Origin of the sequence: uncultured Nostoc sp. (assembly GCF_964245445.1) — a bacterium.
Lineage (GTDB): Bacteria > Cyanobacteriota > Cyanobacteriia > Cyanobacteriales > Nostocaceae > Nostoc.
This window is the reverse complement of record NZ_CAXTNE010000008.1, coordinates 41,264-60,681: the sequence shown is the minus strand read 5'-3', so window position 1 is coordinate 60,681 and position 19,418 is coordinate 41,264. Positions and strand designations below refer to the sequence as shown.

Below are 19,418 nucleotides of genomic sequence, written 5' to 3'. Positions count from 1 at the left end.
TTGTTAGCGATCGCTGGTTTTTGATCCTACCTCACCAAATCGCGTTGCTCCCTTTATTTCTTGGGCTGTTTGTTTAAAGTAAGGTTGAGTCAACTTTTCAAAATTGGTTTTTGGATTAGCGAAAAATTCGTAACCACGTTTGAGGTTGCTAGCAGTTTTAAATATTTTTGATAAAGGCTGACCATATTTTACCAATAATAGTTCACCTATAAATGCTGCTCTTTGGGTTAAACGTTTGTCTCCAAAGTTACACTCATCATACAGATTCTTCTCTAAGATTTTCATTTGCACTCATTGACACACCTACTACGACAATATCTAAAATCACAAGTTAATTCTCTGGTATAGGTTCGCGTAAATCCTCCGCGAACCAACTCCCCTTTTCCACATCCCGTGAAAAGTCAGATTGCAGTGTCGGCTCCTTGTTCTGGCTCTCGTGGTGCTGATGAACCACCCATATCTGTTCTGACCCACCCCGGGCAAATGGAATTGACGACGATCCCAAGGGATTGCAAAGCTTGTGCAAGCATGATCGTTGCGCCATTCAATGCTAGCTTTGATAGGCAGTAAGGCAGTAACTTGGGACATCGTAAGACAAGCCTCCTAATGCTCCATATCCGCTTGAAACGTTAACAACTCTAGCATCAGGGGATTTTTCCAACAGGGGCAAAAATGCCTGCACCATCCGAATTGAGCCAAAGGTGTTGGCATTCATTGTGGAATCAAGTAACTTACGGTCAATGGTAAGAATATTTACATCCTTGTCTGGATACACGCCAGCATTATTGATCAAAACGTCTAACCGATCAATCTTTTGGTGCAGGGTTTTTAATGCTTCATTGATAGAGTGATCATCAGTGACATCCAATTCGACAGGAATTACCTTTGGTTGAAGCTTCTGGGCCGCAAGTTTTGCGTTATCAAGCAAACGCGAAGTGATAATTATCGAATAGCCTTTTGCTAGTAGACCTTGAGCGATCGCAAACCCAATCCCTCGGTTCCCACCTGTGACTAATGCCCATTTGTCTTGCGTAGATTCCATCTTCTGTTCTACCTTGTGTTAAAAATGCTTGCTTTTGTTGAATTAGCGAATAGCAAGTCGTTAGTTTGTATATCGTGATTAATTGAAATTTCTATACAGTACCTGCTTAATGCCTTCAAGAATCTAAAATAGATGTAATGCGTTTGTAGCGTTTACGCTCTGTTGACCATTTGTTACATGCTTGTATAACTGTTTGTCTGTCTTGCTGTGATAAAAGCTCATCTGGTTGACTGCAAGCTAAAATTTGTGCTGCTTTTCGAGCTTGTTCATATCCCACACCATATTTGACTAGTTCTGTATGGAATATTTTTTCTTTTTCCTCGACTGATATCAAAAAATTCTGCTGCATAAACTAAGGCTTAAAAGGTTGTTGTTAAATTACATCTAACCTCTTTTACAATCTCTGTTGTTCTCTCGTCGGAATGATTCAACAACCAGAGCAAAATAACTTTTGATTTTAAATATTACAAATATTAAAGTTTTTTAACTCTAGCTTAAGAAGTTGGCAAAAATACTGACAATAACATACATCTCCACAAATTACCCCATCTACCCCACCCAATTGGGCGCAATCTCGATCATCTGCTCAAATCTGTCTGGGCTGACCTCATCAAACTCTAACATCACAATCAACCTCACCTAATACTAATTCTCCAAAATGAGGCAACAATGTAAATCAGGAAAGTCTTGCTGCATCTAAGTTTCTTAATTGCGTTAGCGAGTCCGCGAGCGTCATTGCGTTAGCAAAGCAGGGCGTACTCCTACGGAGAAGCAAGCTACGCAATAGCGTCTCTAAGAGCTGCCCATTGCGAATTGCGAATTAATATAACTCGTGGGGTTGATTGTGATGTCTGATGATAAATACATACTGTCAACATTATTCAGCGATCGCACTTTTAAAATTATTTTCGAGTCAAAGTTGGATAAATTGGGCAACTAATATACTTTCGGTTGATGCCACAGTGCCAGTTTCAACTCAAAGCAGTAGCAACCACCACCGCTAATTTGTGGCTCATGGTCAGCTAGCCAATCATAAATTTGTGCAGCTTGCGCTAATGCCACCTGCTCACTGCGATAAAGGCGAGGGCTAGGGCAAAAGGCTTGGCCATTGATGTGTACAGCGGCAATCTGCCAATAGTCGCTGCCTTCTCCCTCTGGCATCACTTCTAAAAACCCACTATTTTTTGGCTCGATTATTCCTATGTTCATCTCAGAATAAAAATTTACGTGGTTTCACGGCAAGAAGTGAAATTATTTGGCTTAATACCTTGTGTTAATTGGTTGAGCCAACCCACAGGCTTTGTTTGCACCTGCTCAAATCTAGCAGTCTTCATCCATACATCTAAATTACCAGCAGCATACAATTTTGAATAAGGTTCTTGAAAAATTTTGATCAGCCATTGGAGATGAGAGAGCCTTTTTTGATTCCCATCCAAAAGAATTAATTGTCCTCCTGGTTTAACTAAACGGAAGCATTCTTGTAAAATTAATTGAGTAATTTGAGGTGGTGTTTCGTGTAATAAAAAGGAGGCAGTTATTAAATCAAAAGTAGCTGTCTCAAAACCAGTGTCCTCAGATAAACCATGTAGCCAGCGAATATTCAACTGTTGCTGCTGTGCTTTATGGTTAGCTAAAACTAGCATATAAGGGGACAAATCTAAGCCAGTGACGACTGCGCTACGAAAAGCTTGCTTTAATAGTAACGTTGTAGAACCAGTACCACAGCCTAAATCAAGAACAGTTTGTGGCTGACCCAAAATCTTGGAAATGAGCTGTTGACGAGTCCAAGCTTCATGAGGTGGAGAAGCCAAAGCTGTTACAGGATCGTAGGTGATAGCAGCCACAGGATTTAAGTAACCGCCTGAAATACCATGAAAGTTTTGGCTGCTGTAATAAAGTGGATAGTTGAAATCTGTTCTATGGAAGCCAGCACTTGACTGTGACCAATCAATAGTTTCATAAAATCTAAGTTTATCCTTGCCAATTAATAAGCTAAATAGTGATTTTAAGAAAACCTTCTTAATATAATTTTGAATTAATGACATAGCAACAAATAAATAAATTTTAGTCAATTAGATGTACTACATTAACTTATAACCAAAACTGGCGATAGTCCTTGATATACTGCCGTATGGTCAGAGGTGAACGATTGAGTAATTGCTCTGTATCAGATGTGATGTTGCCTGCTAATCCTAATCGAGCAGTTGTGTAGATTGCTAGCATTACTAAAATAAAGTCTATTGGCAACCTTTTGGAGCGCATTTGTCGAACAAAGTTTATCACAGAAGGATTATAGCGTACCCGTTTACCTAAAACTGATGTGAAGATGTCTGCAACTTCGTAATAGGTTAAGGCTTCTGCACCCGTAAGGGGATATGCTCTTCCCTGATGCCCATCTTCAATTAAAGTACGAACTGCAACGGCAGCAATATCCCGCACATCAATAAAACTTGTTTTACCATTACCAGCCGGAAGAAGTAATTCACTATGAACTTTGATGTCTTCTCTATGTGTGGTATTAAGATTTTGCATAAAAAAGCTGGCCCGTAAAAAGGTAGCTTTAATACCCAATTGGTTGATATAACGTTCAATTTGAGAGTGGGGTAGAAAACGGTTGCGTTCAGCTCCTAGTATTGAAAGAAACACAATGTGCTCAACGCCTGCAAGTTTTGCAGCATTTAGGGCTGGGGCAATTTGAAGACGAATATTAGTAAGGGCAGGCGGGCGCACTAAAAAAAGTTTATTGACTTCAAAAAAAGCATAATCAAAGGTGTCAGGATTTGTAAAGTCGAAGGGGACGCACTGAATATTGTTGCTTAAAAGGCGTTTAGCGCTGTTTGGATTTCTCACTGCGGCACAGACGTTACAATCGTGGGATTGCATTAAGCTCAGAACTTCTTGACCGACATTTCCTGTAGCACCCGTGACTAAAATTTTCAGCATAATCAGCGATTCCTGTTAGAGCATACTGAATTTTAGCCATCAATAACACTTTGAGTAGAGACAAGTGGTGCAGCTAAAAAACCCTCTGAAAGACCTGCCTCACGCAGACGAAAAGCACCAATATTCCGACTGAGTACTGCCAAACCTGCCAGGTGTGCTTGTAAGCCTGCTGTACTAGCGCAGCAATCAGTTAATACGATGGGTTAAATGCCAATATCGAAAAAATCCATGATAATTTGATATTCCTCTTCGACACCAATAGTAAATTCTTCAGCTTGGGATGACATACCTGGTGTTTCCTTTGCTTGTTAAGGAATCTTATTGCCAGGAGCGCCAACAGATAGGATTAATCGGTCGAGAATTAGCGAACTCTTTTAACAGCTAGATGCACTAAATGTTTGTTAATAAGTCCCAAAGTAAAGATGGCTTAATTCTTTCAATGAAACATCACTTTGAGGTTGTGGATTGCATTACTCCAAGAGCATTGGCGCATTATCTGGGCCCACAATCGCCACTACTTTGCTATCACTTGGCATGAACTGGCGACAGGTTTATTGGGTGTTAGCCAGCATCGTCAGCCTATTGATTGTAAGTGTCTTGGGTGCGATGATTTACCGCTACACACCAATGACGCTAAGGGTATCGACTTCAACAAATACAACTGCGTTAGAAAATTTGGGGCGATCGCTCCAAAATCCAGTAGTAGTGCTAACTGGGCTACTCCTGTTGGTTTCTATTGGTATAGAAGCTTGCATAGTTTAGAAATTATTCCAATGTTGATGATGCCATTGACAATTTTAATGGTGGGCTTACATTGCTGGCTAGTGCAACATTCGGCAAGAGGCAAGTAAGGTATTCATGCAGCGAGTAGCAGAGTTTATAGTTTAGGCACAAGCCTTGAAAAAAGATACCAACCGTCAAAACAATTTATAAATAATCTCTGAAAACACGCCCTAATCCTATTAATCTAATTTGAACGAAAAATCGTCATTCTAGGTACTGAAGAACCAAAATTTCGAGCGCCTACAAAAAACTGCAATGAACACGATGACCCCAGTCATTGTGCGACCCGTCCTCATTTTCGGGTTACGGAGAAAACATTGGCTATAGCGCAGCGAACTTTTATAAATATTGCGTGTCGTCTGCGAAAAACTTATGAGATGGAACTGAAAACTCAACAAACACTACGCTGTCAAATTATCAAACAAGATTTTTTATGAAGTTTTGTAAAAAATTGGCTGGTTCTGCATAAAACTTGTGTGCCCAATGTAAGTTATGCAGGTACTAGCTTGACGAGCATTAATTGAGGTTTACTTGATCTGGCATTGCGTAACAATTGTGGGAGCAACTACTGCTTTGTATAAGGGAGGTGCATTTGTAAAAAGAATGTGAGTTAGTAATCAGTCACAAGATGTATTCCGATTGTTTCGGTGTTATTTAATGACAAAACTCATGGTAATTATACCAATAATAAGCTTAGTAACCTTTATTACTAGCTTATCAATTTACTTCTTACTGACCTCAAGAGGTCGAATTTTGCTCAAATCTTTGATGACAAAAATAAACTGCCAATGGTGGAGACTTAGCTTTGGCAAGCTTAACCAACTAGGAACAAGATTTTCCAAGACTATAACAATTGCTGTGATTATTATGGTAGCAGTAATTGCTGGAAATAGTGTATCCGCGCAGGTTACGGGGTCGCCTCCAGTTTCGCTCAAGAGCGTATCGGTTCCAGAACCTGACAATCTTGGAGACTTTGTAAAAAACAAAGCAGCTGCAATCAAGTTAGGAAAGACTCTTTTTTGGGATTTACAAGTTGGAAGCGACGGAGTGACATCCTGTGCTACTTGTCACTTCCATGCTGGAGCCGACAATAGATCCATAAATCAGATTGCTCCTGGGCTTTTGCGGATTAACGCTGCTCGTACTGGGAATCCCGATATAATTTTTAATACAGGTGGCGGGCCAAACTACCAGCTAACAAAAGCAGATTTTCCCTTTCACAAGCTGTCAAATCCAAATGATTCTACGACTGTGGTATCTGACAGTAACGATGTTAGCTCCTCTCAAGGAGTCGCCAATACAAAATTTGTTGGTGTTATAGCTGGTAGCTCAAGAGACCTAGAAACAAGTGAGCCAGATCCAGTGTTTAAAGTGGGAGGTATCAATGTGCGCCGTGTCCAGCCGCGTAATACGCCAACCGTAATTAATGCAGCATTTAACTTCCGCAACTTCTGGGATGGAAGGGCACAGGATATCTTTAATGGGGTGAATCCTTTCGGTTTAAGAGACCCTAACGCCTCTGTGGTGAAAGCAGAAAACTCAAATCAGCTTAAATTTGTCAAAGTCAGCCTGAATAATTCGTCTTTGGCTTCCCAAGCGGTCGGTCCGCCCCTCAGTTCCTTCGAGTCGTCTGCTGATGGCCGTACTTTTCAAGAAATTGGTAATAAGTTTGGTCAAATTGACCTCAGCAAACTTATAGTTGTCAACAACTCGCTGGGTTCGCTGGAAAATATTCTGTCAATTGGGGGTACAAAGCTCCCTAGAGTCCTGGGGCAAAAGTTATCTGGACTTACACCACTAGGCAAACAGGTTGTGCATCCGCAAGACAGCGTTTTAGGTGCAGACAGTAGATATCCTCAGCCTGGACTGAAGGAAACCTACGAGCAGCTGATTCAAGATGCCTTTAAGCCAGAGTGGTGGAACTCTAATCAACTCATCCAAGTAGATGCTCAAGGTGAACGGACTTTTGTCAACAGCCCTGATAACTCTTCCAACACCAATGAGTACACGCTGTTGGATTATAACTTTTCGCTATTCTTTGGGCTTGCAATTCAATTGTACGAGTCTACACTCATTGCCAATGATACGCCCTACGATCGCTTCTTAGAAGGAAATACCACCGCCCTCACCGTGCAGCAGCAACGAGGCAAACAACTATTCGAGGGCAAAGCTGCCTGCATCTTCTGCCATAGTGGGTTAGAACTCACCAGCGCCTCGGTTAGCAACGTCAAGAACCAAAGACTCAGAGCCACCACTACCACTCCTAGAACCATCTCGGACAGAGGTTTCTTCAATATCGGTGTTAGACCCACCTTAGAAGACATCAGTGTTGGTGGTAAAGACCCATTTGGTAATCCGCTTTCGGAGTCGGGGGTAGCTGCTTTGGGGAAATTCCCACTACTTCTTGGTTCAAGCCCCAATATTACAGTTAGTTCCAATGACACAGTAGTTGCAGACGGACAGTTTAAGGTTCCTGGACTACGCAATATAGAACTCACAGCTCCTTACTTCCACAATGGTGGCTATTTGACTTTGCCGCAAGTGGTGGACTTCTATAATCGTGGTGGAGATTTCCGCCAGGAAGGGGTTCTCCGCCCATTGGGATTAAGCGAAACTGAAAAAGATGACTTGGTGGCTTTCCTGAAAGGACTCACTGATGAGCGAGTCGTCTCTGAGAAAGCGCCCTTTGACCACCCGCAACTGTTCGTTCCTAATGGACATCTAGGTAACTCTATGTATGTTGTCAATGATGGTACTGGCAAAGCTGCCGATAACCTACTAGAAATTCCTGCTGTAGGTAAGGATGGTGGTAAAGGTACTCCAAATTTCCTGAACTAACTAGCAATTTGAGTTCGTCGCTCAGGTATCAGAGCAGGGGGAGATAAGTGAAAAAAATTACTTCCTTGTCCCCCTGATCTTTGCATACTTACAAACTGACGCCAATTTACTATCAGAAGAGCTAGCCCGTAGAAGTACGTGACGAAAGGCTGGGGTTGTCTCTTGAAAGATTACTGGCATCTCGAATACATCAGTATAGAAGTCGATAAAACGGTCGATATCTGCTGTTACCACTGCAACATGGTGGATACCTGATACAAGATTCATGGCGTTACTCCAGTTGGATTGTGCAATTTCTTTTCATGGCTATGGTTGTGAATAAGCAGCGAACGCAACGGGAGCCTTAGCGAAGCGATGTCTACGACGGGCTACGCCTACGCGGTCGTGCCGTTGGTCAAAATCAATGATCGGCCCCTTCGACACAATTCGATTTGGATTAATATCAGTCATACTGATGTAATAGCTGCGCTTAGTATAGTCTAGGTTGCAAGTCGCTTTGAACTGAGGACATGTATTTGGGATTGGCTTTCAGATAAATATCTTGCAAATATTGAGTGTGATTCACCCAGTCAGGAATAGCTCCCGGTGCTTCAGTAAACATCTATCCCAAGTCGCTCATAATCGGATCGACGATAGAGATTGAGATTGCATCATTCAAACCTTTGAGTTCTCGCATAATTAAGGTGCAATGCGTCCACGGACACGATAAGGAAACGTAGAGGTGATAGCGTCCTGCTTCTGCCTTAAACGCGCTAGAACCATCGGCGGTTACACGATAGCGAAACGTTGTCGGCGTCTCATTGAAATTACTGCCCTTATCTGATTTATTTCCATCGGTTGTCCATTTGCCTTCGATCATCATTCCTGATGCCATAATTCTCTCCTAACACGCTTGTGTGTTTGGAAACTACAAAATCTATGATTTTGAACTTGTGAGGATTACTTCAGCATTACGTCTTTCCTTTTCTGAAGAATGTTAATTTCTTAAAAATTCTTTATAGAACCCATTTGACATCTAAGAAGGTGCAGCAAGCTTCTTAACCATCAACCGAATAAAACAAATTGGGGATAAACTAACTCTTTCTCCTGCTTGAGGTGTTTTTTCTTGATAACCGTGGTCTAACGGGATAGTGATCTGGGAAATTTTATCCAGTAGAGAAGCGATCGCAGTTCCGTATAAGCGATCGCTATAATTAATCACTAACCACAGGGATTGATTATGACAATTATATTTGTCCCAGTACTTTAACGATTGCAGTGCTAGCCCCCTCATCCCGTCACTCTTAAGACATACAAAATAGGCAATTGTTCTACTTAGCCACAAGAGAACAATCACCTCAGTCAATGAGTGTTTTTACGTTTTCACTCGTAAATGCAAACTACAACGAATATGTTACCAGCTTCACCTAAAAAAATGTATTTAGCTGAAAAAATACTATTTATTGGTGATTTTTTCCCACTCAATTAGGATTTAGAGCATGTCTAAAAAGTATAAAGTTTAGCTCGTGCGCTAGAGTGAACACATGAGGCGAAAACCATACGATACTGATTTGACAGATAAAGAATAAGAAATTATAAAGCCGTTAATTTTTGTTCCAAAGCCTAGTGGTCGTCCACGCCAAGTCAATATAAGATAAATCATCAATGCCATCTTCTATATTCAACGCAGTGGCAGGGAAAAGGAGATTACTGCCCGATAACTTTCCTCCTTGGAAAACATTTTATGATTATTTTCGAGATTGGCGAATTACGAAAGTATGGCAAGCAATGCTGAAAGCCATTCGTGAGCAAGTGTGCTTATCTAATGGTAGCCCTTCCTTTGAGAATATGGAGATATTTATTAATTAAGTTCTTTAGTAAATAAATAATTTACAATTCCTATATATACCTTTTAATTAATTACTAAAGCTCTTTAATAATAAATCAAACTCCTAAAGTAAATTAGCACTCAAGGCTTGTCAGTGCTAATTATTGACTAAGGTTTAATGTTATAATATAGATATAAATTATACTTTGTATAGATGCTTTAGCTACTTCTTAGACGTTATGTTAGAAAAAACTAAAGTTTTACTGCAATTAATTTAAAATTGGGAGTGGTAGCATGAGATATACTTTTGATATTGTCGGAGTATCTCCACTTTTGCAGTTTTTTAATCACCAACAGCAAAATGGGCAAAAACCACCCCGCCAAGGCGTGGAATACTTGGGAATGCATACCTGTACACTAGATACGTTTCTAGAATCAGTGGAATCAGTTCCAGCAAAGTGGGATTGGAATCTGGATCAAGTGGTAGATACCGTGATTCAGTTTTGGTTGAATAACTCAGACAGCATTCGTTATTGGAAAATACGTTTAACTGATGCTGGTAAGGATAATTTACTAGTCGCAAGATTGGCGGATATAACCGCCTTACAAGCTGAATTTGAATCCCTACTAGATAAGGAGTGGTGAAGGGAGAAATAGGTAAAATTGATAAAGAATTCAGGGGTGGAGCAACTCTTGCTCCGCCTTCAGTCAGAATGCACGCTTTTTTGTGTTGTTTTCGTTTTTAAGTGCTTTGAGAACTTTGAAATATAATTTTTTTAATAGTATTTTTTAAGACGTTTGCGTTCATTTTAACACTGATACAGATTTTACTTATGTGTATCCTTATAAATCATACAAACCCAATATTTGCCAAACTTTCTGCTTGAGCATTGTTATGCTCTAGAAACAATTACACATTAAGGCTTTGAGATTCATTGCCACCTGAAAATTCTAACTTCAGTGGTCTAAAATATAGCGCTCAGTGTTGACAATTTTTCAATAATCGAATAACAAGGTGGCAGCAGCATTAAAAAAAGGGTTAGTGCATTCCTACCTAGAAACTAATTAACGCCCTTCATTAAACTTCATACGGTTAACATAATTATGCCAGAAAATACGGATTACAAAGCTTCTAAATCAGACAATCAGGCTATTGCTTATAAAGAACGCCTCAATTCTTGGGCGATCGCTCGTCTACTTCCTAATACGCAACGAGAGATTGTTGCTCGCTTCCGCAGCCGTTCTGATGCCGAAGGGTATATGCGGCACCTCCCCCAGGAAATACCAAATGCTTCTTACATGGTTGTTTTTGATTGTCAACGCCAAGAAGCTGTGATTTAAAGTATAAGTATAGGCACTAAACCTATCTTGAAACAGGGCAGTTTTCTGTAAGCTAGAACTGCCCTTTGCCTTCCTCGATAAAAAATTAAAAATGTGTAGGCGTAGCCCATCAAAGACATCGCTTACAACTCGAGATTACAATTCACGCTTCACTTAAAAATTCTGGAGTTGTCAACGAGCATATCAATCTTTGTATTTTACGTTTTCAAATCCGAGTTGCCGAGCCAGTAAGCCTTTGCACGTAGAGTGTTAGTAAGCCAGTAACTTTAAGTTTATTCGCGTCAGTGGCATATTAGCGATCGCCTACGGCGGCGGGTATGCCATTGCGATCGCGTCTCATCCAAAAGCCTAGTACCGCAAGGTGGAAGTCAGCCCCTTTGGGGAAGTCACGCATAATTGTATTCCAACCTCTTGCGCCATTTGAAAGGGTATGTCTATTTCCGCGCCCGGTGTACTAATACAGACAATTTGCTGCTATCAAAAAAACGATAATTATAACCAGAAGTTATTAACTTTTTCTGACAAGATAATATCCAAATATCTAACCTATAAGTAAATTCCGTAATTGCCCCCTTGCTATTGATATTTCAAATTACTTAAAAGTAAAAGTTAGTGCAATAAACCCTGAAAGTGCTGGAGGGTTAATAAGTGGTCAAACAGCACCGACATAACTGGTTAAAAGCTGTGAATTTTTTCCGCAAACGAAAATTACTAGCGCTGTTGCTAGTAATTTTCTTCTCAATTTCTGTAGTCATACTCTGGCAGAGACTTTTAATCCAAACTTCGAGTTTATTAACACAATTTCTATTGATTGCAGGGTTATTGGTTATTGTCGCGCTGACATTATCAATCTATTTTACCTTAATATTGCAAGCAAATAACCAGCAGATAACAGCAGAAAATCAGGATTTAACTCACAAAATTTTTCAACAGAAACAGGTAGAAATTTCCCTCCGCACCAGCGAAAATCGTTTGCGGCAGTTATTGGAAACTGTCAAAGTCATCCCTTGGGAATTAGACTTGAAAATTTGGCGATTTATTTACGTTGGGCCGCAAGCGGTAGACTTGCTAAATTATCCGATCGCAGAGTGGTACGAAGAAAATTTTTGGAGCAATCATCTACATCCAGATGACTTGGAAAAGTCTGTTCGTTTTTGTCAAGAAGCAACTGCTAGGTGCGAAAATCACAAATTGGAATACCGGATGTTAGCAGCCGATGGGCGAGTTGTTTGGCTTCGAGATGTTGTTAGCGTGGTTGAGGAAGCAGGAAGTCCTACTATGCTAAGGGGGTTTATGTTTGACATTACTGATTTGAAGGTGGTTGAAGAAACCTTGAGACTAAGGGAGAGGGCACTTGCTGCTACCAGTAATGGAATTATTATTGCCGATGCTAGACTCGCCCATCATCCAGTTATTTACGTCAACCCAGCTTTTGAGCAAATAACAGGCTACAGTGCTACCGATGTGATTGGGCAAAACTGTCGATTTTTGCAACGCACAGATAACCAGCAACCAGCACTCAAAGAACTGCGCTCATCTATTAAAACTGGAATAAGTTGCAAAGTTGTTCTCCGCAACTATCGCAAAGATGGCACTTTATTCTGGAATGAATTGAGTATTTCTCCCATTCATGACGAAAATGGTAAATTAACCCACTTCATTGGAATTCAGACAGATATTAGCTTACGCAAGCTTGCTGAAGCCAGTCTGCATCGGCAAGCCCTCACCTTTGAAAACATGCATGATGGCGTAATTATCACAGATTTAACCGGAAATATTATTGACTGGAATCCTGCTGCCGAAAACATGTTTGGCTATAGCAAAGCAGAGGTTCTAGCTAAAACTCCCAGTATTTTGCATAAACCGGAAGAAGCCGCAGTGCTGACCAACAAAATTCTCGAAAGACTCAACCAAGAAGGACGCTGGTCAGGGGAGATATACTTTATTCGCAAAGATGGTACTGAGGGGATTTCCGAAACAATCATAATCTCTTTACAGGATGAACAGGGGAAAACTGTTGCCACTGTGGGCATTAATCACGATATTACCGAAAACAAACAAGCCAAAGAAGCACTGCAACGGCAATTGCATCGAACTCTACTACTTGAACAAATTACTCAAGAAATTCGTCAAAGTCTTGATAGCAGAAAAATATTTGAGACGGCTGCTACCCAAATTGGCAAAGCATTTGGAGTTGAGCGCTGTCTGATCCATTCTTTTATTAGCGACCCCACACCCCAAATTCCCCTTGTAGCAGAGTATAGTACACTCCCTGGTTATTGCTCCATGTTGAAATTGGAAATTCCCATGACCAATAATCCTCATGCCGAGCAGATGATGGCACAAGAAATAGCGATCGCTTCTCCCAATGTCTACCTTGATCCTTTACTCCAGGCGGTTGAACCTATCTGCCAACAAATTGGGCTGAAGTCTATGCTGTCAATTCGCACCTCCTATCAAGCAGAACCCAATGGTGCGATCGGCTTACATCAGTACAGCTATTTTCGCCAGTGGACACAAGACGAAATCGAATTACTACAAGCAGTGGCGGCTCAACTGGGTATTGCTCTAGCACAGGCTCACTTACTGGAACAAGAAACCCGCCAACGTGAAGAACTTACCTTGAAAAACTTTGCCTTAGAGCAGGCAAAACGTGAGGCAGAAGCCGCAAATCGGGCAAAAAGTGAGTTTTTGGCGATGATGAGTCACGAAATTCGGACTCCAATGAATGCTGTTATTGGCATGACTGATCTATTGCTGGATACTGACCTCACGCCTGAACAGCAAGACTTAGTAGAAATAGTTCGCAGTAGCGGAGATGCTTTGCTCAACATCATCAACGACATTCTAGATTTCTCTAAAATTGAGTCGGGCAAACTGGAATTAGAAGAACAGCCTTTTGATTTGAGAGCTTGTGTGGAGCAGGCTATTTCCCTATTAGCTCATAAAGCTGCCCAAAAGGATATCGAACTAGCTTACCTAATCCAGCCGCAAGTTCCTACTCAGATCATCGGCGATATGACACGTCTGCGCCAAGTCTTGATGAATCTTCTCAACAATGCCATTAAATTTACTGAAAATGGAGAAGTGCTACTCTCTGTCGATCTGGGGACTTGGGATCGGGGATTGAAGATAAGGAGTAATGGGGATTTGGATCAAGAAACTTCTTCCCAGTCCCCAGTCCCCAGTCCCCAGTCTTCTATACCTGTTGGAGAGCCGCAACTTCTATACGAAATTCAATTTGCTATTAAAGATACAGGTATTGGTATCGCACCAGAGAAGATAGAGCAGTTATTTCAACCCTTCACTCAGGCTGATGTCTCCATGACTCGACGCTATGGTGGCACAGGATTGGGACTGGCCATAAGTAAGCGGCTCAGTCAGATGATGGGCGGCACTCTTTGGGTGGAAAGTCAAGGGTTTGTCGGTGGCAATCCTAAACCTCTATGGAAAGCTGGAAAATTTTCCCAAGGTTCAACATTTTACTTCACTATTAGTACGAAAGTGGCTGCTGTGTCAGAACAAGCTGAATTAAGCAGTTCGCCAGTGCAGCTTGCATCTAAGCGTCTGTTGATTGTGGATGACAATCTGATCAATCGCCAAATTCTCACCTTACAAGCAGAGTCTTTGAAGATGCAAGTTTATGCTGCCAAATCTGGTAAAGCAGCTTTAGCTCAACTTGCTAAAGGAACGCAGTTTGATATTGCCATTTTAGATATGCAGATGCCGGAAATGGATGGCATAACCCTAGCTCGTCAAATCCGCAAGCAATTTGGTTGTCAAAACTTGCCTTTGGTGATTATGACCTCTTTGGGTAAAGTAGAAACTTCCTCTGATTTTAATGATGTCCAGTTTGCTGCCTCTTTGAGTAAACCGATCAAACAGTCTCAACTCTACGATGTTATTACCCGTGTTTTGGCAAATCAGCCAATCCCGGTAAGTATTTCTCATTTTCCCTTGGTTGATCGGCATTTAGCCCATCGACTGCCACTGCGGATTCTTCTGGCAGAAGATACGATTGTCAATCAAAAAGTTGCCCTACTGATGCTCCAGAAAATTGGTTATGTGGCGGATGTTGTAACTAATGGGTTAGAAGTGCTAAAGGCTTTGCAAAAACAGCCCTATGACCTAGTGTTGATGGATGTCCACATGCCCAAAATGGATGGGTTAGAAGCAACTCGAAGAATCTGTCAAGAATGGGGAGTGGGTTTTCGTCCCTATATCATTGCGATAACTGCCAATGCAATGCGGGGCGATCGCGAAGTCTGTCTTGCTGCTGGTATGGATGACTACATTAGCAAACCTATTCAGCTTCAAGAGTTAGCTGAGGCACTCAGCAAATGCCCACCCCAAAAAAGTTCTGAATTCACTTCCAGAGGAAAACAAGGTAAGGTGATGTGCTTAGAATTGCAACCTTCGCAAAATATCCTACAATCAGAGCAAAACCAGACATCAAAAACCGCCAAAATCGATGCCAAAATTCTCCAATCTTTGCAGAATATGCTGCGAGGAGATCGTGTGGCATTTGTTGAACTGATTGAGTGTTATCTTACAGAGACACCGAGATTGGTGCAAGATATCAGCACAGCTATCACAACTCAGGATGCCCAGACTCTATTGAACACAGCCCACCAACTTAAGTCTAGCAGTGCTTCTGTTGGAGCGATCGCCCTATCACAGCTTTGCAAGGTGTTAGAAGCACAGGGATGCGGCAGTAAATTAGAAAACAGCCTAGAATTAATCTCACAACTATATCAGGAGTATGAACAAGTTAAAGCTGCCTTAGAAAAAGAACTTGCGAAGGATGTACCATGAAAGCCGATGCTCAAGAAAGCCAATCTTTAGTTCTAATTGTTGATGATGAACCTTTTATCCGCCTGATACTACGGCATTTCTTAGAGCGGGAAGGCTATCAAATAGCGGAAGCTCAAAATGGCATAGAGGCAATAAAAGTTTTTAAGCAATTGCATCCTAATATAGTACTTCTTGATGCCATGATGCCAGATATGGATGGGTTCGAGTGTTGCACTCAGTTACAGAGTTTTGAATGCAGCAAGTACACTCCAGTTTTAATGGTTACAGGACTTGAAGATCAAGAGTCAGTTGACCGGGCATTTGCTGTGGGGGCAATGGATTATGTTACCAAACCGATCCACTGGGCAGTTTTGCGACAACGGGTAAAACGCTTGATTGAGCAATCTCAGTTACAGCAAAAACTGGAAGCCCTTAATGTGGAATTGCAGCGATTAGCTACTATCGATGGATTAACTCAAGTAGCTAACCGCCGAGGGTTTGAAGAGTATTTGAACCAAGAATGGCAGCGCATGAAACGGGATAAATGCCCCCTTTCGCTGATTCTTTGCGATGTTGATTTCTTCAAATTATATAACGATACTTATGGTCATCGGGTAGGCGATCGCTGTCTTCAAGAAATTGCTAAAGCGCTCAAAGATATTATTAAACGTCCCGGAGATTTAGTTGCCCGTTATGGCGGGGAAGAATTTGCTGTAATTTTATCTAACACAGACACCGAGGGGGCGACTCATGTTGCCGAAAAAATTTGTGATGCTGTCCGAACACTAGCAATTCCTCATAAAAATTCTCAAGTTAGTCCTCATGTTACCCTGAGTGCTGGGTTTACAACAGAAATTCCTCAGCCAGATTCTGATATAGAAGAAATGATTTCCGCCGCAGATTGGGCGTTGTATCAAGCAAAGGAAGCAGGACGCGATCGCTTTGTGCAAAATAAATATTCAACTACCCAAAAGTAAAAATTCCTGTTAGTGAGCCAAAATCGACACATTTCCAGCCTATTTTAAATGTATCGGCTTGGATTATCATCTGCTTATTCTATGCCTTGAAAATGCTCTTTCTCACCTTTAAACCATTCATCCAAGACGGATCAATTAGATGATCATGTTGCAGCCGACCTACAACTATATCAGGATGAATACTGATACGTTCCGCAAAATCAATCACATCAATTTCAGATTTAAGCTTCGTTAATTCCCCCTCATACTCAGGTAGAATCAAAAATTCCCGCGACCACTTATCTGCTTGGTGTTCCTGCTCCGATTTCAAACTTTCCCCGTTATTCCATTCATCGAGAAAAATATTTTCTTTATCATGTAGCAAAATATGTGCTGCTTCATGGAAAAAATTAAACCAGAAGCGGTCATTGGTTTTACCATAAAGCGAAAGTTGAATCAGTGCCTTATGAGGGTTTAACCACCGTGCGACACCACTGACGTGCGCTTTCTTTATTGATGGTATTAAAACAAGCACAACCCCTGCTTCCCAGCACAACTTTTGCATCTGTGGTTCAAACTCCTCTGGCGGTAACACCGTCAAAGTGCGAATTTGCCGCACCGCCTTTTCAAATTTTGGTTTACTGTACTTGGGACAGTCTAGTTGTTCTGCTCTTATTTCCCCCAACCGTAACCAAGTGGAAATAGCACCAACATCACTTTGCTCTTCGCGTGTACGACGAAAAGCAACTTCCATACCTGCATAATAATTCTGCCAATCTTCCGGCGAGGCAACACCGAAAAATTGCAGTAACTTTTTTACCAAATCAGGCTTATTCTTGGCAATTAAACGGCACTTAGGAATTACACCTTGGTTCATCAATTCTTTGACTGGTAACTGATCTAACCAAGATGTCCACCCCTTTAAGCGATTTTCTTCTTCTATCCGTGCTAAACCAGCCCGATATTGGGCTTCACGATTAAGCCAAAATGCAGTTGTACTCCCTAAAACCCGTTCTAGCTTCAGGGCTGTTTCTTCATTGATGGGTGCTTTGCCGTTGATCAGTAGGCTGATATGTTTGGTAGTGTAGCCTAATCGGTCTGCTAACTGTACTTGTGTCCAATCACGCTCTTCTAAGATATCAGCGATGGTATCACCGGGAGGAGATACCCAATCTGGAGTAAAGGTACGGGTTGTCTCAATCATGGTAATCTCCAATAAAAACAATACAAACAGCAGTAACTTTTGACCAATCTATGCTTCCATCATCGCTAAGGGGAATGGGGTCATTATCTGGCTTAAATACAAGTCTTTTAGCACCTTCTAGGTCTACTGCAAATTCACCTGCCCGATCTCCTTTTAAGGGATGGGGACGACCTGCAAATAATTCCTTGACACAACTAACAGCTCTAAGGTCAGCCAATCGGGCTGTCAATTTCTTTGCACATTTTGCACCCAATTTTGTTATTGCTGCGTCTTCTTGTTCGCATAGGTTTTGCAGTTTGTTTTTAGCGAAGGTGATTTCCATGCGTTACTAGACTAATATAAGTTTACCATTTTGGTAAACAAATTTGTTATTTTCCTAAAAAATCTAGCATATAAACTAATCAGCAACGCTTAAAAATCTACCCCTCGTTTAAGTTCTACACCTTGATTTGCATAGTGTTTGTGGCAATAAACCTCTGAGTGGATGCTAGCCAAGTCGAAGTATGCGGGTGGATTTTGGCAACGACCAGTGATAATGATTTCGGTGTCGCGAGGTTTGCGGAGTAAAGCTTGGACAATCGGTTCAACGGGGAGTAATTCTAGATCAACAGTAGGATTTAGTTCATCAAGAATAATAGTTTTATATAATCCAGAGGCGATCGCAACTTTAGCGATTTCCCAACCCCTTTCGGCTTCTACATAATCTAATTCTTGCCGGGAATTTCGCCAGACGATCGCATCTCCACCGCAGCGCTGATGATCCACCACTTCTGGATATGACTGCTGTAAGGCAGCGATCGCAGCGTCTTCTGTGTAGCCAGTACCACCTTTAAGCCACTGCATAATCAGCACACGGGTAGACCCAGGATGATTAATTCCCCTACCAATAGCTTGTAAGGCCTTGCCCAAAGCACTAGTAGACTTGCCTTTACCAGCACCAGTATAAATTTCAATCCCTTCAAGGAAGAGAGCTTTAGCTGTTGGGTGGTGATGAGGTTTCATTTCTGAGTGCAAATCTGCAATATCAAGCAACTTTTGCGGTGCGGCGCGTCCGGTGGCGATGATTTCCAACTCTTGGGGTTTAGATTTTAATGTCCGTACCACTTCATCTACTGGTAGCAAACCCAAATCCAGAACCGGGTTAATTTCATCTAAGACAACAACTGAATATAAACCACTAGCGATCGCGCCTTTAGCTACATCCCAACCCCGCATCGCTTCATCTCGGTCAAAAGTGGTAATTTCCTCATGACCAAAAAATTCGGCTCTCCCAGTGCGAACCTGGTCAATTAAATGAGGAAATCCGCGTTGCAAAGCTGCGATCGCGCCATCTTCGTCATAATCACGTTCAGGCCCTTTTAAAAACCGCAGCAATAAAACGCGGTTAGAATTGCTAGGCGTATTGATCCCTAAGCCAATAGAGCGCAAAACCACCCCCAAAGCTGCTTGAGACTTACCTTTACCCAGACCATCGTAGACGTGAATTTGACCGACGAGCCGTTCTTGACGCACTTGCGCCGTGCGAATACCAATACCGTTCCTTGTCATTTCTCGAAAAGCTATAAGTGGCAGTCTTTAATCTTACCTAACGTCTTGTAATCTTAGGTAGAGAAACTGCTCCTCTCATGCATCCGTATAATGTATAAATAATCTCGACAATATCATATTGCATACCAATATAGTAAAGGACAAAAACAATCAGATAATTTC

At 41.5% G+C, this 19,418-nt stretch carries 20 protein-coding genes; 7 read left to right on the top strand and 13 right to left on the bottom strand.

Translation table 11 applies throughout. From position 1 onward, the window contains the following. Positions 1 to 3: 3 nt before the first annotated feature. The 7 genes from ACFE90_RS02765 to ACFE90_RS02735 form a co-directional block, all read right to left on the bottom strand. Positions 4 to 285 carry a transposase DNA-binding-containing protein gene (locus tag ACFE90_RS02765; RefSeq protein ID WP_375497519.1) on the bottom strand — a complete coding sequence of 94 codons (282 nt, stop codon included), beginning with the start codon at positions 283 to 285 and terminating at the stop codon, positions 4 to 6. Between the two features lie 116 nt (positions 286 to 401). Next, positions 402 to 530 (bottom strand): hypothetical protein, encoded by a 129-nt coding sequence (locus ACFE90_RS02760; RefSeq protein ID WP_375497517.1) that lies wholly within the window; start codon positions 528 to 530, stop codon positions 402 to 404. A 20-nt stretch (positions 531 to 550) separates the two neighbouring features. Continuing rightward, the gene (locus ACFE90_RS02755; protein WP_375497515.1) at positions 551 to 1,042 is read right to left on the bottom strand and encodes an SDR family NAD(P)-dependent oxidoreductase; all 492 of its coding nucleotides are present in this window, start codon (positions 1,040 to 1,042) and stop codon (positions 551 to 553) included. 115 nt (positions 1,043 to 1,157) lie between these two features. Next, positions 1,158 to 1,391, bottom strand: coding sequence for a hypothetical protein (locus tag ACFE90_RS02750; protein ID WP_375497513.1), 234 nt, complete (start codon positions 1,389 to 1,391; stop codon positions 1,158 to 1,160). Positions 1,392 to 1,978: 587 nt separating this feature from the next. Then, positions 1,979 to 2,251, bottom strand: coding sequence for a hypothetical protein (locus ACFE90_RS02745; protein WP_375497511.1), 273 nt, complete (start codon positions 2,249 to 2,251; stop codon positions 1,979 to 1,981). Between the two features lie 14 nt (positions 2,252 to 2,265). Beyond that, positions 2,266 to 3,114, bottom strand: coding sequence for a class I SAM-dependent methyltransferase (locus ACFE90_RS02740; RefSeq protein ID WP_375497509.1), 849 nt, complete (start codon positions 3,112 to 3,114; stop codon positions 2,266 to 2,268). A gap of 19 nt (positions 3,115 to 3,133) precedes the next feature. Beyond that, positions 3,134 to 3,985: an SDR family oxidoreductase gene (locus ACFE90_RS02735; RefSeq protein WP_375497507.1), complete on the bottom strand. Its 852-nt coding sequence runs from the start codon at positions 3,983 to 3,985 to the stop codon at positions 3,134 to 3,136. Between the two features lie 465 nt (positions 3,986 to 4,450). Between ACFE90_RS02735 and ACFE90_RS02730 the strand changes: the two genes are divergently transcribed. After that, on the top strand, positions 4,451 to 4,747 hold the full coding sequence (locus ACFE90_RS02730; protein ID WP_375497505.1) for a hypothetical protein: 297 nt from the start codon (positions 4,451 to 4,453) through the stop codon (positions 4,745 to 4,747). Between the two features lie 789 nt (positions 4,748 to 5,536). After that, positions 5,537 to 7,606: a cytochrome-c peroxidase gene (locus tag ACFE90_RS02725; protein ID WP_375497503.1), complete on the top strand. Its 2,070-nt coding sequence runs from the start codon at positions 5,537 to 5,539 to the stop codon at positions 7,604 to 7,606. A 57-nt stretch (positions 7,607 to 7,663) separates the two neighbouring features. On the opposite strand, the gene ACFE90_RS02720 is transcribed toward ACFE90_RS02725, so the two are convergent. From ACFE90_RS02720 to ACFE90_RS02710, 3 genes are all read right to left on the bottom strand, one after another. Then, positions 7,664 to 7,873 carry a VOC family protein gene (locus ACFE90_RS02720; protein ID WP_375497501.1) on the bottom strand — a complete coding sequence of 70 codons (210 nt, stop codon included), beginning with the start codon at positions 7,871 to 7,873 and terminating at the stop codon, positions 7,664 to 7,666. Between the two features lie 334 nt (positions 7,874 to 8,207). Next, positions 8,208 to 8,465: a hypothetical protein gene (locus tag ACFE90_RS02715; RefSeq protein WP_375497499.1), complete on the bottom strand. Its 258-nt coding sequence runs from the start codon at positions 8,463 to 8,465 to the stop codon at positions 8,208 to 8,210. Between the two features lie 156 nt (positions 8,466 to 8,621). Further along, complete coding sequence (locus ACFE90_RS02710; protein ID WP_375497497.1) at positions 8,622 to 8,879, bottom strand: hypothetical protein; 258 nt, start codon at positions 8,877 to 8,879, stop codon at positions 8,622 to 8,624. 371 nt (positions 8,880 to 9,250) lie between these two features. On the opposite strand from ACFE90_RS02710, the gene ACFE90_RS02705 reads away from it, so the two are divergent. From ACFE90_RS02705 to ACFE90_RS02685, 5 genes are all read left to right on the top strand, one after another. Beyond that, a complete protein-coding gene (locus tag ACFE90_RS02705; RefSeq protein ID WP_375497495.1) occupies positions 9,251 to 9,454 on the top strand; it encodes a hypothetical protein in 204 nt (67 codons plus the stop codon). A gap of 253 nt (positions 9,455 to 9,707) precedes the next feature. Next, positions 9,708 to 10,058, top strand: a complete 351-nt coding sequence (locus ACFE90_RS02700; RefSeq protein WP_375497493.1) for a hypothetical protein — start codon at positions 9,708 to 9,710, stop codon at positions 10,056 to 10,058. A gap of 459 nt (positions 10,059 to 10,517) precedes the next feature. Continuing rightward, on the top strand, positions 10,518 to 10,754 hold the full coding sequence (locus ACFE90_RS02695; protein ID WP_375497491.1) for a hypothetical protein: 237 nt from the start codon (positions 10,518 to 10,520) through the stop codon (positions 10,752 to 10,754). 648 nt (positions 10,755 to 11,402) lie between these two features. Continuing rightward, on the top strand, positions 11,403 to 15,569 hold the full coding sequence (locus ACFE90_RS02690; protein ID WP_375497489.1) for a PAS domain S-box protein: 4,167 nt from the start codon (positions 11,403 to 11,405) through the stop codon (positions 15,567 to 15,569). Next, positions 15,566 to 16,525: a diguanylate cyclase domain-containing protein gene (locus tag ACFE90_RS02685; RefSeq protein ID WP_375497487.1), complete on the top strand. Its 960-nt coding sequence runs from the start codon at positions 15,566 to 15,568 to the stop codon at positions 16,523 to 16,525. Before ACFE90_RS02690 ends, ACFE90_RS02685 begins: the two co-directional genes overlap by 4 nt. Before the next feature lie 79 nt (positions 16,526 to 16,604). Here ACFE90_RS02685 and ACFE90_RS02680 read toward each other — a convergent pair whose 3' ends face one another. From ACFE90_RS02680 to ACFE90_RS02670, 3 genes are all read right to left on the bottom strand, one after another. Continuing rightward, a complete protein-coding gene (locus ACFE90_RS02680) occupies positions 16,605 to 17,708 on the bottom strand; it encodes a helix-turn-helix domain-containing protein (RefSeq protein ID WP_375497485.1) in 1,104 nt (367 codons plus the stop codon). After that, on the bottom strand, positions 17,701 to 18,030 hold the full coding sequence (locus tag ACFE90_RS02675; protein ID WP_375497483.1) for a type II toxin-antitoxin system RelE/ParE family toxin: 330 nt from the start codon (positions 18,028 to 18,030) through the stop codon (positions 17,701 to 17,703). The genes ACFE90_RS02680 and ACFE90_RS02675 overlap by 8 nt, the downstream gene beginning before the upstream one ends. 89 nt (positions 18,031 to 18,119) lie before the next feature. Next, positions 18,120 to 19,256, bottom strand: a complete 1,137-nt coding sequence (locus ACFE90_RS02670; RefSeq protein WP_375497481.1) for a cob(I)yrinic acid a,c-diamide adenosyltransferase — start codon at positions 19,254 to 19,256, stop codon at positions 18,120 to 18,122. Positions 19,257 to 19,418 lie beyond the last annotated feature (162 nt).

Coding starts and splice junctions, on each gene's coding strand:
- ACFE90_RS02765 (WP_375497519.1), bottom strand. CDS start 285: ATGAAAATCTTAGAGAAGAATCTGTATGATGAGTGTAACTTTGGAGAC.
- ACFE90_RS02760 (WP_375497517.1), bottom strand. CDS start 530: ATGCTTGCACAAGCTTTGCAATCCCTTGGGATCGTCGTCAATTCCATT.
- ACFE90_RS02755 (WP_375497515.1), bottom strand. CDS start 1,042: ATGGAATCTACGCAAGACAAATGGGCATTAGTCACAGGTGGGAACCGA.
- ACFE90_RS02750 (WP_375497513.1), bottom strand. CDS start 1,391: ATGCAGCAGAATTTTTTGATATCAGTCGAGGAAAAAGAAAAAATATTC.
- ACFE90_RS02745 (WP_375497511.1), bottom strand. CDS start 2,251: ATGAACATAGGAATAATCGAGCCAAAAAATAGTGGGTTTTTAGAAGTG.
- ACFE90_RS02735 (WP_375497507.1), bottom strand. CDS start 3,985: ATGCTGAAAATTTTAGTCACGGGTGCTACAGGAAATGTCGGTCAAGAA.
- ACFE90_RS02725 (WP_375497503.1), top strand. CDS start 5,537: ATGACAAAAATAAACTGCCAATGGTGGAGACTTAGCTTTGGCAAGCTT.
- ACFE90_RS02720 (WP_375497501.1), bottom strand. CDS start 7,873: ATGAATCTTGTATCAGGTATCCACCATGTTGCAGTGGTAACAGCAGAT.
- ACFE90_RS02715 (WP_375497499.1), bottom strand. CDS start 8,465: ATGATCGAAGGCAAATGGACAACCGATGGAAATAAATCAGATAAGGGC.
- ACFE90_RS02710 (WP_375497497.1), bottom strand. CDS start 8,879: ATGAGGGGGCTAGCACTGCAATCGTTAAAGTACTGGGACAAATATAAT.
- ACFE90_RS02705 (WP_375497495.1), top strand. CDS start 9,251: ATGCCATCTTCTATATTCAACGCAGTGGCAGGGAAAAGGAGATTACTG.
- ACFE90_RS02700 (WP_375497493.1), top strand. CDS start 9,708: ATGAGATATACTTTTGATATTGTCGGAGTATCTCCACTTTTGCAGTTT.
- ACFE90_RS02695 (WP_375497491.1), top strand. CDS start 10,518: ATGCCAGAAAATACGGATTACAAAGCTTCTAAATCAGACAATCAGGCT.
- ACFE90_RS02685 (WP_375497487.1), top strand. CDS start 15,566: ATGAAAGCCGATGCTCAAGAAAGCCAATCTTTAGTTCTAATTGTTGAT.
- ACFE90_RS02680 (WP_375497485.1), bottom strand. CDS start 17,708: ATGATTGAGACAACCCGTACCTTTACTCCAGATTGGGTATCTCCTCCC.
- ACFE90_RS02675 (WP_375497483.1), bottom strand. CDS start 18,030: ATGGAAATCACCTTCGCTAAAAACAAACTGCAAAACCTATGCGAACAA.
- ACFE90_RS02670 (WP_375497481.1), bottom strand. CDS start 19,256: ATGACAAGGAACGGTATTGGTATTCGCACGGCGCAAGTGCGTCAAGAA.